The following is a 15,324-nucleotide window of genomic DNA, read 5'->3' as shown; positions in this document are numbered from 1 at the left end:
CCACGGCGACGCCCGGCCGGTCCACCGGCCGGGCGTCGCCCCGTCGGAGGGGCCGCCAGAATCCGGCAGGTGGCGGCGGGTCGGTGAGCGCCGGGGAGGGTTCCGCCGGGCCGGCGCGGGGTACTGCGGGACCAGGGGCAGGCCGTCGGTCGTACGAAGGTCGATGTGGTCGGCGTGACGGCGGATAGGGTTGGCCCTGGTGTGCCGGGAAGTCTGGTCGGCGATGGATGACGCGACCCCTGCCGACGAGGAGTTTCCGTGACCGACGCCGACCGGCGCCGTACCAGCCTGTTCGCCCGCCGCTCCTGGGGCGAGACCAGCCGCATCTCCGCCATCCTGCGCAAGGAGACCGTCGGCGGGGCGCTGCTGCTGGCCGGGGCGCTGCTCGCCCTTATCTGGTCGAATTCCCCCTGGTCCGGCGGTTACCAGTCGGTACGGGACCTGCGGGTGGGCCCCTCGGCGCTGCACCTGGACCTCACCCTGGCGACCTGGGCCGCCGACGGCCTGCTGGCGATCTTCTTCTTCGTCGCCGGGCTGGAGCTCAAGCGGGAGTTCGTCGCCGGGGACCTGCGCGATCCGCGTCGCGCGGCGGTGCCGGTGGCGGCCGCGATCGGCGGGGTGGTCGTACCGGCGGTGCTGTTCACCCTGATCGCGGCCGGCGCCGGCGGCGGGGCCGCGCGGGGGTGGGCGATCCCGACCGCCACCGACATCGCCTTCGCGCTGGCCGTGCTGGCGGTGATCGGGCGGTTCCTGCCCTCGGCGCTGCGGACCTTCCTGCTCACCCTGGCCGTGGTAGACGACCTGCTGGCCATCATGATCATCGCCGCCTTCTACACCTCCAGCCTGTCGGTCGGGCCACTGGTCGGCGCGCTGGTGCCACTGGCGATCTTCGGCTGGCTGGTGCAGCGGCGGGTCCGCTCGTGGTGGCTGCTGCTGCCGCTGGCCGGGGTCACCTGGGCGCTGGTGCACGCCTCCGGGGTGCACGCCACCGTGGCCGGCGTCCTGCTGGCGTTCACCGTGCCGGTGATCCGCAGCGAGGCCGCCGGCGGGCCGGACGCCGGCCCGGGCCTGGCCGAGCACTTCGAGCACCGGTTCCGGCCGCTCTCGGCCGGGGTCGCGGTGCCGGTCTTCGCCTTCCTGTCCGCCGGGGTGACCGTCGGTGGCCTGGCCGGGCTCGCCACCGCGCTGACCGACCGGGTGGCGCTGGGCATCCTGGTCGGCCTGATCGTCGGCAAGCCGGTCGGCATCCTGCTCGCCACCTGGCTGGTCTCCCGGTTCACCCGGGCTGACCTGGACGAGGGCCTGAACTGGCTGGACGTGCTCGGGCTGGCGTTGCTCGGCGGCATCGGGTTCACCGTCTCGCTGCTGATCGGCGAGTTGGCCTTCGGGCTGGGCAGCGCGCGCGACGACCACGTCAAGGTGGCGGTGCTGGCCGGTTCGCTGCTGTCCGCGCTGCTGGCCACCGTCGTGCTGCGGGCCCGGACCCGGGTGTACCGGCGGGTCTGCGAGGCCGAGTCGGTCGACCTGAACCAGGACGGCGTCCCCGACGTCTACGAGACGCCCCCCGGCCAGTCCGCCGACCGCTGAACAAGGGGTTCGGGCGGCGCGCCAGGCCAGCGTGCGGGCGGCGGGCCAGGTCGGGCGTGAGCCGTCAGGGCGGGGGCGGCGCGGCCGGGTAGGCGCGGGTCTCCGCCGCCTTGACCGCCGCCCACACCCGCTGCCCGGGGGCCAGCCGCAGCTGGGCTGCGGCCGCCGGGGTGACGTCAGCCGCGGCGGGCAGGTCGCCGCCGAGCTGGACCCGCACGTTGTCGCCGTGCCGCTGGACCCCGGCGACAGTGGCCGGCCAGGCGTTGCGGGGGCTGCCGTCGGGGCGGTGCGGGTGCAGGGCGACCGCGGCGGGCGGGAACACCACGAAGGCGTCCCCGGTCAACGGGTCGGCGGTGGCGATGGCGAAGCCGCCCGCCAGCCGCACCAGCCGACCCTCGGCCCGGCCCCGGTAGAGGTTGAGCCCGACCAGCCGGGCCACGTAGTCGGTGCGTGGCCGGGCGGTCACCTCCGCCGCGTCGCCCTCCTGCACCACCCGGCCGTCCTCCACGATGACCAGCCGGTCGGCCAGCGCCAGCGCGTCCAGCGGGTCGTGGGTGACCAGCAGCGCGGCGCCCGCGTGGTCGGCCAGGTGCCGGTGCAGCTCGGCGCGGGTGTCCAGCCGGGTCCGGGCGTCCAGCGCGGCGAGCGGCTCGTCCAGCAGCAGCAGGGCCGGGTCGACGGCGAGCGCCCGGGCCAGCGCGACCCGCTGCGCCTGCCCGCCGGAGAGCTGCCGGGGCCGGTGCCCGGCGTACCCGGACAGGCCCACCCGGTCCAGCCAGCCGGCGGCCCGGTCCCGGGCGGCCCGCCGGTCCAGCCCCTGCCGGCGCGGCCCGAACGCCACGTTGTCCCGCGCGGTGAGGTGCGGAAAGAGCAGGTAGTCCTGGAACACCACGCCGATCTGGCGCCGCTCCGGCGGCACCCAGGCCCGGGCCGCCGGTCGGTCGAGGTCGACGCCGGCGAGGCGGACGTGCCCGGCGGTGAGCGGTTGCAGGCCGGCCAGCGCGCGCAGCGCGGTGGTCTTGCCGGCGCCGTTCGGGCCGAGCAGCGCCACCACCTCACCGGCGGCCACGGTGACCCGGGCGTCCAGCCGGAACCCGCCCCGCTGCACCCCCAGGTCGGCGTCGAGCAGCGGGCCGGTCACGGGCCGGTGAGCCAGCGGTCGTGCAACCCGGCCAGGATCGCCACCGAGGCGGTGAGCAGGATCAGGCTGAGCACGATGGCGGCGTCCAGGTCGGTCTCCAGGGCCAGGTAGACCGCGAGTGGCATGGTCTGGGTGCGGCCGGGAAAGTTGCCGGCGAAGGTGATGGTGGCGCCGAACTCGCCCAGCGCCCGGGCCCAGCAGAGCACCGCCCCGGCGGCCACCCCGGGGGCGACCAGCGGCAGCGTGACGTGGGTGAAGGTGGTCCAGCGGCCGGCCCCGAGGGTGGCGGCGGCCTCCTCGTACCGGCTGTCGGCGCCGCGCAGCGCCCCCTCCACCGCGATGATCAGGAACGGCATGGCCACGAACGCCTCGGCGAGCACCACCCCGGTGGTGCTGAACGGCAGCGTCACCCCGAAGGTGTCCGCCAGCCAGCCGCCGAGCAGCCCGCGCCGGCCGAAGACCAGCAGCAGCGCCACGCCGCCGACCACCGGCGGCAGCACCAGCGGCACGGTGACCAGCGCCCGGACCACCCGCCGGCCGGGGAACTCCACCCGGGCCAGCAGCCAGGCCAGCGGTACGCCGAGCGCGAGGCAGACCAGGGTGGCCAGGGTGGCGCACTGCAGGGACAGTCGCAGCGCGGTGAGCACGCCCGGTGCGGCCAGCCGCTGCGCCAGCGACGCCCACGGGGTGCGCACCAGCAGCCCGGCCAGCGGCAGAACCAGGAACAGCACCCCGAGCAGGGCCGGAACGAGCAACGCCACGGGAACCCGCCGACCGGGGGAGCGGGTACGCCCGACCGGCGCGGTGCCGGAGCGGGCCGTCACGACCCGGACGGCGGCTGGAACCCGGCCGCGGTGAGCACGGCCCGACCCGGCGCGGACAGCACGTACGCCACGAACGCCCGCGCGCCGGCCGGGTTGGGGGCGTGCCGCAACGCGACGATCGGGTAGTCGTTCGTGGCGGAGGCGGCCTGCGGGAACTCGACGCCGTCGACGGCGCCGGCGGCGGCCCGGGCGTCGGTGCGGTAGACCAGCGCGGCATCGACCTCGCCGAGCTTCACCTTGGACAGGGCGCCCTTGACGTCCTGCTCCAGCGTCACCGGGGTGAGCGCCACCTTCGCCGCGCCGAGGGCCTTCGCCGCCGCCGCGCCGCAGGGCACCTGCTCGGCGCAGAGCGCCACCTTCACCCCCGGCCGGGCCAGGTCGGCCAGCCCGGTGACCTTCCTCGGGTTGCCCGCGGGCACGGCGATGACCAGCTGGTTGCGGACGAAGACGGTGGGGGAGCCGTCGGCGTCGCCGGCGTCCACCACGGCGGCCATGTTCTTCGGGGCCGCCGAGGCGAACACGTCGGCCGGGGCGCCCTGGGTGACCTGGGCGGCCAGCGCCGAGCTGCCAGCGAAGTTGAACGTGACGGTGGTGCCCGGGTGGACGGCCTCGAACTGCCGGCCCAGCGTGGTGAACGACTCGGTCAGCGAGGCCGCCGCGAACACGGTCACCGGGCCGGTGACGCCGGCGTCGGAGGGGGCCGGGTCGTCGGCGCCGCAGGACGCGACGCCACCCAGCACGGCCAGGGTGGTCAGCGCGACCAGGCCGGCCCGGATCCGGAGTGTCCTCATGAGCTGGTCCTTCCCCTGGCGCCGGCGATCGGGCCGGACCGTTCCACCACCACGGTGGTCGACTTGATCACGGCGACCGCCACCGAGCCGACCCGCAGGTCCAGCTCGTCGACGGCCTCCCGGCTCATCAGCGAGACGATCCGGTACGGGCCGGCCTGGATGTCGACCTGCGCCATCACCGTGTCCCGCACGACGGCGGTGACGATGCCACGCAGCCGGTTGCGGGCCGAGCTGAACTCTGCGCCGCCGTCGGGCGCGGCGGCCTGGGCGCGGACGAAGCCGGCCAGCTCGGCGCCGTCGACCAGCCGGTGGCCGTGCTCGTCCCGGCCGGCGGGCAGCCGGCCGGCGTCGATCCAGCGGCGCACGGTGTCGGTGCTGACCCCGAGCAGCTCGGCCGCCTCGCTGATCCGGAACACGGTCACCGGGTCAGGCTAGCCGCTCGCAGGTGCGTGGCGAAAGGCGGGAGGCTGCCCGCGTATCAGAGGATGGTGGCGGGGAAACGGCCGCAGGTGCGGCTGGGAGCCGGCGCCCGACGGGCCCCGGGGTGGACGGCGAACGGCCGGTCGTCGCGGTGCGCGACGACCGGCCGTTGCCGGTGCGGTACGGGTCAGCTCAGGGTGACCGCGGTGTCGTCCACCACGAACGACGTCTGCAGCGAGCTGTCCTCCGCCCCGCTGAACGAGATGGTGGCGGTGGTGCCGGCCAGCGAGGAGATGTTGAACGACTTCAGCACGTAGCCCGTGGCGGCGTTGACGTTCGAGTACGTCGCCAGGGTGGTGGCGCCGGCCTTGACGGTCAGCTTGTCGTACGCCGTGCTGCCCGACTCCGACGTGTCGATGTGCAGGTAGAAGGAGAGCGTGGCCGTGCAACCGGCCGGGATGCTCACCGACTGCGACAGGGTGTCGGTGTGGGTGGTGCCGTAACCGTCCAGCCACGCCTTGTACGAGCCGCCGTGCGCGGCCTGGCTGGTCGAGTTGGTGATCACGCCCGAGCTGGCGGACCAGTTGACCGCGCCGGACTCGAAGCCGGGGTTGAGCAGCTTCTGGCCGGAGCAGCCACCCGGCGCCGGGGTGGTGGTGGTCGGGGTCGGCGTCGGGGTGCCGCCGGTGCAGGTCGGGTCACCGCTCTGCGCCGGCACGCTGACCGCGTCCCAGGCCGCCTTGACCGAGTTGAACTCGGTGCAGCTGCTCGGGAAGAGGTTCTTGGCCGCCTGCAGCGTCCAGGTGCGGTACTTGAGGTACGACGAGGACGACGTCTTCAGCAGCATCGCGTTGTACATGATCTTGATGGCGTTCTGGATGCCCACGCCGGTCACGTTGCTGCTGTTGCAGGTCGGGCTGGTCGGCTGCCCGTTGGTCGGGTTGTTGCCGTTGGCCAGCAGGTAGAACCAGTGGTTGCCGGGGCCGGCCGCCGCGTGCACCTCGGTGCTCGGGATGCTGCTGGAGTAGCAGTTCGCGTCGCCCAGGGCCGACGGGTTGTACATGTTGCGGATCGGGCCGGAGCCGACCAGGTTGATCTTCTCGCCGACCAGGAAGTCGGGAGCGTCGTAGGTGGACGGCTCGTTGGCGTACCACTCGGTCGCCGCACCGAAGGTGTCCGCCACGAACTCCTGGGTGCCGTTGCCCGAGATGCCACCGGGGGTGTTGTCGTCGATGCCGTGGCCGATCTCGTGCGCCACCACGTCGAGCGAGCTGATCCACTGACCGGCGGTGTTCTTGCCGATCTGCACCTGGGTGCCGTCGTAGTAGGCGTTCTGGTCGTTCAGACCCACCCGGATCGGCCAGTAGCCACCGCTGCCGTTGGCGCCGTTGCGGCCCAGCCAGTTGGCCAGCATCTTGTCCTCGGTCTGCGCGCTGAACAGCGCGTCGACGCAGCCGGTCTCGCGGCTGGTGGCGTTGCTGTTGCCCCAGACGTCGTCGGGGCCGGTGAAGGTGGTGTTGGTGGCCGCGTCCTGGCAGACCAGGGTCGGCTTGCTCGGGTCCTTCATCGAGTACGTGCTGCCCGACAGCGAGGTGTTGAGGGTGACCGGGCCGTTCCAGGCGCCGTTGCCGGTGCCGCGCACCACGTGCTCGCGGGAGCCGAGCACCTTGCCGGTGGCGGCGTCCACGTCGACGGTGAGCCGGCTCGGGCCGCCGTCGGGGGCGGTGCCCCGGACGGTGGTCTCCCAGGCCAGCGCCGGCGCGGCGCCGAGGGTGTAGACGACCAGCTTGCTGCCCTCGACGGCGCTGACCGTCTTGAGCTTGGCGCGGGAGATCTTGTCGGCGGCGGCCTTGGTCAGCTTCGGCGAGGTGGCGAGCTCACCGATCGGCCGCTGCTGGGCGACGGAGGCGTAGACGACCTCGCCGCTGGGCTTGGTGGCGAGGACGAAGTCGCCACCGGTGACGGGCAGTCCCTTGTACGTGCGCTCGTACGGCACGTACTGGGTGCCCGCGGAGGAGATGACGGGCTTCTGCACGAACGCGTCGCCCGCGCTGGCGTGCAGGTAGGAGGGTCGGCTGGCGACCAGCGCGCTCGCCGAGTTGGCGGCGGTGACGCGGGCCTGTGCCAGGTCCGGTGCGGGGCTCGGCGGCGCGGCCTGGACGGCCACGGCGGTACCCGCGGCGAGCAGACCGGCCGCGGCCGCGCCGGAGAGCGCGACGAGGCGGGGTGAGAGCTTCACAAGGGCGCTCCTGTTCTCGGACGGCGTCGCGATTCCCTGTGGGGACGCGCGCCGGGTGCTGCGTTTGAGGCATGCCGCGACGGCTGGTCACCGGGCTGCCGGCGGGCCCGGGAGGCTGACCTTCCGTCGCGCGTCGCCGGGGGTTGGCGACGTGCTGGAGGCACAATCACACGCCGAGACATCGATATCAATGGGTTGACTGGGGCAACCGACGGTGCATCGCCCGGCCGGTTGTTTCAAGCGGGTGAACGGCCCCCCGATGTCCCGCCTGAACAGGGCGAACGCGGCCCCTACCGGTCGGTAGGGTGCCCGACTTGATCTTTTTCGCCGGAAGATGCGCCGGCTGCGCAATGACGCTCTCCCACCGTGCGCGACGCCCGAGCGTCGGGGTTCCGCGGTGCCCGGGCCTGCGCCGACCGGGTTCGCCGGTCAGCGGTCCTCGGTGTGCGCCGGGGCCATCACCCGCAACGCGTTCGCCTCCAGGCCGATCCGCAGCGGGGTCGACCCGCACAGCTCGCCGTCCACCTCGACCCGGGCCGGTCGGTCGGTCTCCACCCACACCTCCCGGCCGACCAGGAAGGGCCGCTGGTCCAGCGTCCGGCTGCCGCCGGTGGCCGCGTTGCGGGCCGCGTGCCGCAGCAGGTCGTGCCGGGCCGGCCCACCCACCGGGTACGCGACCAGCAGCCGGTCGTCGGCGTCGGCGTCCGCGGTGATCGGCCGGCCGGCGTGGAAGCCGCCGTTGGCCACGTACAGCTGGTGGCTGGCCAGCTCGTGGCCGGCGCCGTCGACGGTCAGCGAGAACCGCAACGGCCGGTGCCGGGCCAGCAGCGCCAGCGCCGTCGCCGGGTACGCCAACCGCCCGGTGACCCGCTTGAGCCGCGGCGGGGTGCGGCGCATGATGTCCGCCGACAGACCCACCCCGACGTGGTTGGCGAAGCGCATGCTGCCGGCGCTGCCCAGGTCGACGTCGACCACCTTGCCGTCGGTCAGCACCGCCACCGCGCCGGGCACGTCCAGCGGGACGCCGACGGTGCGGGCGAAGTTGTTGGTGGTGCCCAGCGGCAGCAGCCCGAGAGCGACGTCCTGGTGGGCGAGCAGCCGGGCGGCCGCGCTGACCGTGCCGTCCCCGCCGCCGGTGACCAGCAGGTCCGGCCCGAGTTCGACCGCGTCGGCGAGCGCCCGCTCCAGCTCGCCCGGACGGTCGACCGGGTAGCTGGCCAGCAGGTCGAAGCCCGCTGCCAACAGCCGCGCCCGGACGTGCTGGTAGCGCTGCCGGCCACGCCGGGAGTGCGCGTTGACCACCAGCGCCGCGCGCCGGTTTCGCCGGACGGCCTCGGTCAGCTCCTGCTTGCTCCGCATGCCCGCGACCCTATCGCCGGCCGTGCCGCACCCAGGCCGGCCGCCACTCGGCCCGCGCGCCGGACCCCGGTCGGCACCGACGGTGCGACGCGGCGCCCGAGTCGCGGCCGGCCGGGGCGTGATGGGGGTGCGGCACCCGGGGTCGCGGTCGGCCGGAGGGTGCGCCGCGGCGCTCGGTCGCGCTCAGCAGGCGGTCGGGCGGGCCCGCGGCGGGGTCACCCCGTCGGCGTCGCCGCGCGCCGCCCGGGCGTCGCCGTAGCGCCAGTTCAGTCGGTACTGCGCGCGCAGCCGGGGTCGGGGCACCACCCACTCGTACGCCACCACCCCCTCGTGCTCCCGCCGCTGCGGGGTCACCTCGGCGGTGCTCTCGGCGGTGAACGAGGTCTCCTGGCCCCACACGGTCGGCCGGGTGCCGGCGGGAAAGGCGAGCCCGATGGTCAGCCGCCGGGTGGGCAGCCGGATGTCTCGCTGCAGCCAGTCGCCGAACTTCCACCCCGGCACCCGGTACGCGTAGTCCAGCACGGTGCGCTGCCCGGGATAGAGCGGCAACGGCGTGCCCCCCGACTCGAACAGCAGCGCGATCTTGACGAACGCGTCCCGCTGCCGGGTCACCCGCCAACGCAGCGGCTCCGCCGGGTCGCCGAGGGTCGCCCGGAAGCCGACCTCGTCCAGGGTCAGCGGGTGGCGGCCGTGGAAGGCCGCCGACCGGGCCGGGTCCTCCGGGAACCGGTCGATGTCGATCTGCACCAGGTGCCGGGTGATCGGCTCGGTGCCCACGCTGTGCAGCACCCGGCGGAAGCGGCCCTCGTACCAGCCGTCGACCAGCGCGAGGCTGGCCTGCTCGTCCTCGATCACCAGGTGCGAGCCGGCCGGCGGCGGCACGGCGGTCGGGCCCAGGCCGGCGAACCGCCCGCCCTGACCCCGGGTGCCGGCGAAGACCACGTAGCGCTGCCAGATCCGGTTGCCGCTGTCGAGCACCACCTCGACCCGGCGGGCGAACTCCTCGGTGGGCTGGTGCCGGCCGTTCTCGATGTGGCTGACGTAGGACGGGTCGAAGCCGGTCCGCTCGGCCAGCTCCTTCTTGGACAGTCCTCGCTGGTGGCGCCAGTGGGCAAGTTCCCGCACGAACTCCGCCGCCGCATCGTCCTGTGTGGAGCCGCTCATGCCCCCGTCCTCGGTGTCGGACCTCAAGTCTGGCCCACCCGGGCCCGGTGCGCCAGCCGTCACCACGCCGGCCTTTCGGCACATCGGTCAGCCCGGCGCGTGAGTGAGGCAGATGACCGTGGCGCTCATCTTCCCTGCCGGCGGCCCGGCTGTTAGACAGTGATCTCCGTACCGCCTATCGGCGCCCGTCCGGGAGCACAGGGAGGTGGCATGAGTCCGATCCTCGTCAAGGTGCCGGTGTCCGAGGACGGCGACGAGTTCATCGAGGTGTACGTCGAGCGCCGCGACCTGTCGGGCCTGGAGTTGGTGGCAGCCGGGGACGACCAGGCGCCACGGGCGGCCCGCGCGCTGACCTCGTCGCTGGAGCGCGTGCTGCCCGCCCTGCGCGTGCTGGTCGAGAAGCTGCGAACCGCCGTCGCCGCCCCTGACGAGATCGGGGTCGAGCTCGGGCTCACGGTGGGTGGTGAGACCGGGCTGGTCTTCACCAAGGGCACCGCCGAGGCGACCTTCACGGTCAACCTCACCTGGCGGCGGGACCGGTCGTCGGGCGCCGCCAGGTGAGCCGCTGCGGCGGCGCAGGCGGAGTGAACTCCTCGCGCAGCAGCCGGTACCGTCCGACGTCGATCGGTTCCTCGCCCGCCGGCATCCGGTCCACGTCGGTGTAGATCTTGCCGTTGAGGTGGTCGATCTCGTGCGCCACGCTCCGGGCGAGCCCGCCGGTCAGCTCCGCCGTCCGCTCGTCGCCCTCGGCGGTCAGGTAGCGCACCCGTAGCCCGTACGGTCGCGAGACGATCCCCCGTGCGTCGAAGAAGCTCAGGCAGCCCTCGTAGTCCTCGCTCGACTCCTCGGTGTGGGCGGTCACCGTGGGGTTGACCAGCTCGAGGTAGTCCACCGATCCGCGCACCTCGTCGACGAGCTGCGCGCCGCGGGGGTACCGGTCGGCCTGGTCACCTCCAGCGGACGCGACGTCGTGGCGGCCCTGCCCGACCGGCCGCGCTTCGACGTCGTGGTCTGCGGCGACGACGTCCGGCGCACCAAGCCCGCGCCTGACCCGTACCTGCTGGCCGCCCGGTCGCTGGGCCTGCCGCCGGGCCGCTGCGTGGCGGTCGAGGACTCGCCCACCGGGTTGGCCAGCGCGGTGGCCGCCGGCTGCCCGGTCGTCGCCGTCGGCGATCCCTCGACGAGCGGCCTCGACGATCTGACGGTGCCGATGCTGCGAATGCGTCTACCGTGACCGGCCAGGCGTGCGGAGCTCACGGTGTGGGTACCAGCCGAGGTCATGAGCGGCGGCACGATCACTGAAGCGGACAAGCGCGTCGCGACCACCCCGACGGTCGGGACCGTCGCGGTCGTCGCGCACCGGAAGAAGATCCTCGGCGGGGGCCTCGACGAGCTGCGCGCGACGCTCGTCGCCGCCGGGGTCGACCCCGCTCTGTGGTACGAGGTGCCGAAGAGCCGCAAGGCGCCCGCGAAGGCGCGCAAGGCGCTGAAGAAGGGCGCCGACCTGGTCTTCGTCTGGGGCGGCGACGGCATGGTCCAGCGCTGCGCCGACGCGATGGCCGGCTCGGACGCGGCGATGGCCATCCTGCCCGCCGGCACCGCGAACCTGTTCGCCACCAACCTGGGCATCCCGCGGGACCTGGCCGAGGCCGTCCGGATCGGCCTGCACGGCCGGCGTCGACGGCTCGACCTGGGCCGGATCAACGGCGAGCACTTCGCGGTGATGGCCGGCGCGGGCTTCGACGGGGACCTGATCCGCGAGGCCGACCGCAAGCTCAAGGGCCGACTGGGCCGGGCCGCGTACGTCTGGACCGGGCTGCGGCACGTGCGCGGCGAGTGCGTCCGCACCCGGATCACGGTGGACGGCGCCGACTGGTTCGACGGGGACGCGAGCTGCGTGCTGTTCGGCAACGTCGGCACGATCACCGGTGGCATTCCCGCGTTCGACGACGCCCGGCCGGACGACGGGGCGCTGGAGATCGGCGTCTCCACCGCCAGCGGCGCGATCGACTGGGCCCGTACCCTCGGCCGGATGGCCACCGGCCGGTCCGAGGACTCACCGTTCGTCCGGATCACCCGGGGCCGCAGGGTCACCGTCCGGTTCGCCGCCCCGAAGACGTACGAGCTGGACGGCGGCGCACGGACCACGGCGACGAAGCTGAAGGTGCGGGTGGAGCCGGGCGCGCTCACGGTCTGTTGTCCGGAGGTGACCGAACGGGGTTGACGCGGGCCGGGGTGATGGCGTCGACTGAGCTGGTGGATCCGGGCCCGGTGTCGCAGGACGCGCTGACCGTCCGCCGGCTGCGCCGGGGCGTCGGCGTGGTCGGCGTCGCGCTGCCGTTCGTGGTGACCGTCGGGAACGCCCTGCTAGCCGGCCGGTTCACGCTGCTGACGTCGATCAGCGGCTCGTACCACACCGGCATGCGGGACGTGTTCGTCGGCAGCCTCTGCGCCATGGGCGTCTTCCTCATCTGCTACCGGTACCGTCGCCTGGACGACCTGTGGAGCTCCCTCGCCGGCACGCTGGCCATCGTGGTGGCGCTCTGCCCCACCACCGCGGGCGCCGACCCGTCGACGGTCGACCACACCGACGTGCTGGTCGGGCGGGTGCACCAGGTATGCGCCGCCGCGCTCTTCGTGATCCTGGCCGGCTTCTGCCTGCTGCTGTTCCCCCGCACCGAGCCCGGCGACGACCTCGGCCCGCGCAAGGGGGTCCGCAACCGTGTCTACCGGGTCTGCGGCTGGCTGATCGTCGCGGCCATCGTGGCCACCGCGTCCAGTTCGCTGCTCCCCGTCGGGGTGCGGGAGACGGTTCGGCCGGTGTTCTGGGGCGAGATGGTCGCGGTGCTCGCCTTCGGCATGGCCTGGCTGGTCAAGGGCGCGGCCATCATCGCCGACGACACCCCGCTGCCGCAGCCGTCGACCACGGCGCGGCCGCGGCCCCGCCAACCCCTCTGAGTGAGTCGACCGGGCGTGCCGTCGCTCGCGGAGACCGGCCCGGCACCCCGCCGCACGGCGGGCACCGTCGGCCCCGCCGACGCCGGTAGCGCACCCGCGGCCGCGCCGCCGGCACCCGATCAGCGCCGCAGCAGGGCGAAGACGCCCCAGCCCAGGTACTCCCGCCGGTGGCGAACGTGCCGCACCGGGTCGTCGGTCAGCTCCGCCCGTAGCTCACCGGCCAGCTCGTCGCCGGGGTTGGCGTCCAGCCAGCGCCGCAGGTTGAGCCAGTGCGCGGCGTACCGGCCCCAGCTGTCGCGGGCACGAATGACACCTTCTTCGGTACGTCGGATCGCCGGCCCTCAGGCTAGGCGCGACCAGTGGCCGGCGGCAACGACGTTCCACCCCGGTCGGCCGACACCGGCTCCGCCGCGGCTCAGCTGCTCGACACCGCCTCCGGCCGGTGCGCCGCCGCCGGCACGTACGGCTCCGGGGCGGGGCGAGGCGCCGGGAGCCGGCGCGGCTCGTTCCGGGCCGGCTCGACCGGCGCCGGGGCGGTCGACGCCGCCGACTCGTCCCGGCCGTCCAGGGTGCCCGAACCGGAACGGCCGGGCTGCGTGCCCGGCTCGTCCCGGCCCTCCGCGGCGCCCGACCCGGGGCGGCCGGACTGCGTGCCCGGCTCGGTCCGGTCCTCCGGGTTGGCCGGCTCGGCGCCGGGGCGGACCGCCACCGTCGGGTACTCGGCGGTCTCGCCACCACCCGCCGCGGCCGCCATCACCGCGGCCGCCGCCAGGTCGGCCACCCGCTTCGCCTCCCGCTGCACCCGGGCCCGAACGTCCTTCGCGTGCCGCTCCACCGACTCGGCGGTCTGCCGGGCCTCGTCCAGTCGCCTGGTCTCCGCGGTCAACTCGCGGCGCACCTCCTCAAGGTGCCGGCGCACGCCGAGCAGGTCCCGTTCGGCGGTGTCGCCCTCCCGCTGGATCTCCGCGAGCTGCTCGCGGCCGGTTTCCAGCTCCCCGTTGACCTCGGCCAGCGCCTGCTGCCGCTCGGCGATCTCGCGCTGCAGCGTGGCGAGCTGCTCCTGGTGCCCCGCGACCTGTTCGTCCGCCCGCCGGCGGACGTCCGTCGCGTACTGCTGGGCCTCGGCGATCAGCCCCTGCATCTGCTGCTCGGCCGCGCTCTGCTGGCTGGTCAGCTCCCGCTCCGCGGCCTCCCGCTGCTCGGTCAGCTCCTGCTCGGCGGCGACCCGCCGCTCGGCGATCTCCCGCTCCATGGTGGCCTGCCACTGCGAGAGCTCCTGCTGGCTCTGCGCGCGGGCCGCCTGGATCTCCTGCTGGATCTGGGTACGGGCGGCCCGGGTCAGCGCCTCGGACGCCGCCCGGGTCTGGGTGATCTGCTTCGCGGTCTGCTCGGCGATCCGCTTCGCCTCCTGCTGGGCGCGCTCGTGCGCGGCCTCGCCCTCGGCGCGCAGCTTCTCGGCCCGCTCGCGGATCTCGGCCAGCTCCGCCTCCGCCGCGGCCCGCCGCTGCTCGTACGCCTGCTCCTGCTCGGCGGTCCGGGTGGTCAGCTCCGCGTCCAGCTCGCGCAGCGACTGCGCGGTGCGGTCCCGCGCCTCGGTCAGCGCCTTCTCCGCCTCGCCGCGCAGCTCGTCGGCCTGCTGGGTCGCCGCGTCGGTGATGGCGGCGGCCTGCTTCTCGGCCAACGCGAGGATCTGGTCGACCATCGGCCCGAGATCCCGGAACGACGCCCGGTCCACCTGCACCGGCCGCTGACGCAGCTCGGTCAGCTCCGCCTGCAGCCGCTGGATGTGGCTGGTCAGCCCGTGCACCCGGCTGGTGGCCTGGTCGCGGTCGGCGCTGACGCCGCTCAGCTGGGCGTCGAGCTGGTCGACGTACCGGTCCACCTGCCGCTTGTCGTAGCCCCGCAGCGCGAGCTCGAAGCTCGGCCGGGACGGTGCGTCGTCGCGCGGGGCGAACGGCTCCTCGGTGGACATGGCCATCCTCCGTACTCCTGGGCGCTCGGGCGCGGTACGACCGCGACCCGGGACGTGCTGGCGGGTCAGGTTACCCCGCCCCGCGGCGGTTCCCCGTCGGCGGTTCAGGTGCCGCAGAGCAGCTTGGCGGCCGTCCTCGTCCTGCGGAAGTCCACGGGCCGGAGAAGTTCAGCCGCCAGAGATTCTTCCCGGAAGAGGCGAAGCTGCGGACGTTCCCGGCTGCGTGGCACCCCGATCCCGGTCGTACGCCCGGAACAGCCTGGTGGTGCGGGCCCATCAGCCGCACCCGCCCGGGTCCAGCGCGCGCCGACGCGTTCACTCCCGGGGGCTGCGAGACGGCGCCGTCCGAGTGGGCAGCGCGCATCTCGCATGCCGCTGGTCGTCGGCTGGCAGGGCCGGGCCCCGGCGCGCCCGTTCCGACCGCGATGAGGTGGTCGGCGGACGCGGTGGCTGGCCGGGCCGTCGACCGTCCCGGGTGGACGATGTGACGCGGGACGCCCGCGCCGAATTTGACGATGGATTCGGCGGGGGCGTAACTTTCTCTCTGCCACCGCGGAACGGACGAAACGGGCTGAAGCCCGCAAGGCCGAGCGGGGCGACGGCTCCCGCTCCTCGGACGCGGGACCGGGCGGTGCCTCCGGAGCGGCTCTCGGGCCGATTTGGCGGGGCGGAACCGACCGGGTAAGCTGTTCGACCGGCAGGGAAACGGGCGCGACGAGCGGACGTCCTGCGGACGAAAACCTCCACGAGCATTCGGCGCGAGCCGGTTGTTTCGTGGTGCCCGGAATTGGTTTGACGGGTGACGGATCGGGATACGCCGGTTTGACACTCGGAAAACGGCCGGGTAACGTAGTAAAAGTGCTCGGCGC

General features: G+C 74.3%; 13 protein-coding genes and 1 pseudogene. 5 read left to right on the top strand and 9 right to left on the bottom strand.

Translation table 11 applies throughout. From position 1 onward, the window contains the following. The first annotated feature begins 258 nt into the window (after window positions 1–258). On the top strand, window positions 259–1,587 hold the full coding sequence (nhaA, locus tag ACFY3U_RS17715) for a Na+/H+ antiporter NhaA (RefSeq protein WP_387202337.1): 1,329 nt from the start codon (window positions 259–261) through the stop codon (window positions 1,585–1,587). Window positions 1,588–1,651: 64 nt separating this feature from the next. Here the strand turns inward: nhaA and ACFY3U_RS17710 are convergent, their stop codons facing one another. The 7 genes from ACFY3U_RS17710 to ACFY3U_RS17680 all read right to left on the bottom strand — a co-directional run bounded on the left by ACFY3U_RS17710 (window position 1,652) and on the right by ACFY3U_RS17680 (window position 9,525). Continuing rightward, entirely contained in the window at window positions 1,652–2,728 is a 1,077-nt protein-coding gene (locus tag ACFY3U_RS17710) for an ABC transporter ATP-binding protein (RefSeq protein ID WP_387202334.1), read from the bottom strand. Beyond that, window positions 2,725–3,552, bottom strand: coding sequence for an ABC transporter permease (locus ACFY3U_RS17705; RefSeq protein WP_387202331.1), 828 nt, complete (start codon window positions 3,550–3,552; stop codon window positions 2,725–2,727). The genes ACFY3U_RS17710 and ACFY3U_RS17705 overlap by 4 nt, the downstream gene beginning before the upstream one ends. Next, window positions 3,549–4,343 carry a molybdate ABC transporter substrate-binding protein gene (gene modA / locus ACFY3U_RS17700; RefSeq protein WP_387202328.1) on the bottom strand — a complete coding sequence of 265 codons (795 nt, stop codon included), beginning with the start codon at window positions 4,341–4,343 and terminating at the stop codon, window positions 3,549–3,551. The genes ACFY3U_RS17705 and modA overlap by 4 nt, the downstream gene beginning before the upstream one ends. Next, window positions 4,340–4,765 (bottom strand): molybdopterin-binding protein, encoded by a 426-nt coding sequence (locus tag ACFY3U_RS17695; protein ID WP_387202325.1) that lies wholly within the window; start codon window positions 4,763–4,765, stop codon window positions 4,340–4,342. The genes modA and ACFY3U_RS17695 overlap by 4 nt, the downstream gene beginning before the upstream one ends. A gap of 185 nt (window positions 4,766–4,950) precedes the next feature. After that, window positions 4,951–7,002, bottom strand: coding sequence for a M4 family metallopeptidase (locus tag ACFY3U_RS17690; protein ID WP_387202322.1), 2,052 nt, complete (start codon window positions 7,000–7,002; stop codon window positions 4,951–4,953). A gap of 429 nt (window positions 7,003–7,431) precedes the next feature. Next, window positions 7,432–8,361, bottom strand: coding sequence for a diacylglycerol/lipid kinase family protein (locus ACFY3U_RS17685; RefSeq protein WP_387202319.1), 930 nt, complete (start codon window positions 8,359–8,361; stop codon window positions 7,432–7,434). 183 nt (window positions 8,362–8,544) lie between these two features. Then, window positions 8,545–9,525: a multiprotein-bridging factor 1 family protein gene (locus ACFY3U_RS17680; RefSeq protein ID WP_387202316.1), complete on the bottom strand. Its 981-nt coding sequence runs from the start codon at window positions 9,523–9,525 to the stop codon at window positions 8,545–8,547. A 210-nt stretch (window positions 9,526–9,735) separates the two neighbouring features. On the opposite strand from ACFY3U_RS17680, the gene ACFY3U_RS17675 reads away from it, so the two are divergent. Beyond that, entirely contained in the window at window positions 9,736–10,086 is a 351-nt protein-coding gene (locus ACFY3U_RS17675; protein ID WP_387202313.1) for a CU044_2847 family protein, read from the top strand. Here the strand turns inward: ACFY3U_RS17675 and ACFY3U_RS17670 are convergent. Continuing rightward, the gene (locus ACFY3U_RS17670) at window positions 10,046–10,417 is read right to left on the bottom strand and encodes a peptide deformylase (RefSeq protein WP_387202310.1); all 372 of its coding nucleotides are present in this window, start codon (window positions 10,415–10,417) and stop codon (window positions 10,046–10,048) included. The genes ACFY3U_RS17675 and ACFY3U_RS17670 overlap by 41 nt on opposite strands. Before the next feature lie 12 nt (window positions 10,418–10,429). Here ACFY3U_RS17670 and ACFY3U_RS17665 point away from each other — a divergent pair. From ACFY3U_RS17665 to ACFY3U_RS17655, 3 genes and pseudogenes are all read left to right on the top strand, one after another. Beyond that, window positions 10,430–10,693: pseudogene (locus tag ACFY3U_RS17665) on the top strand (HAD family hydrolase); the annotation flags it as partial. A 111-nt stretch (window positions 10,694–10,804) separates the two neighbouring features. After that, window positions 10,805–11,749 carry a diacylglycerol/lipid kinase family protein gene (locus ACFY3U_RS17660; protein WP_387202307.1) on the top strand — a complete coding sequence of 315 codons (945 nt, stop codon included), beginning with the start codon at window positions 10,805–10,807 and terminating at the stop codon, window positions 11,747–11,749. Window positions 11,750–11,781: 32 nt separating this feature from the next. After that, window positions 11,782–12,483 (top strand): DUF998 domain-containing protein, encoded by a 702-nt coding sequence (locus ACFY3U_RS17655; protein WP_387202305.1) that lies wholly within the window; start codon window positions 11,782–11,784, stop codon window positions 12,481–12,483. Window positions 12,484–12,898: 415 nt separating this feature from the next. On the opposite strand, the gene ACFY3U_RS17650 is transcribed toward ACFY3U_RS17655, so the two are convergent. Beyond that, window positions 12,899–14,455, bottom strand: coding sequence for a DivIVA domain-containing protein (locus tag ACFY3U_RS17650; protein WP_387202302.1), 1,557 nt, complete (start codon window positions 14,453–14,455; stop codon window positions 12,899–12,901). Between the last annotated feature and the right edge of the window lie 869 nt (window positions 14,456–15,324).

This window comes from Micromonospora sp. NPDC000089 (assembly GCF_042899365.1).
GTDB lineage: Bacteria > Actinomycetota > Actinomycetes > Mycobacteriales > Micromonosporaceae > Micromonospora.
The sequence above is the reverse complement of the archived record's forward strand: the minus strand, read 5'-3'. Positions and strand labels throughout refer to the sequence as shown.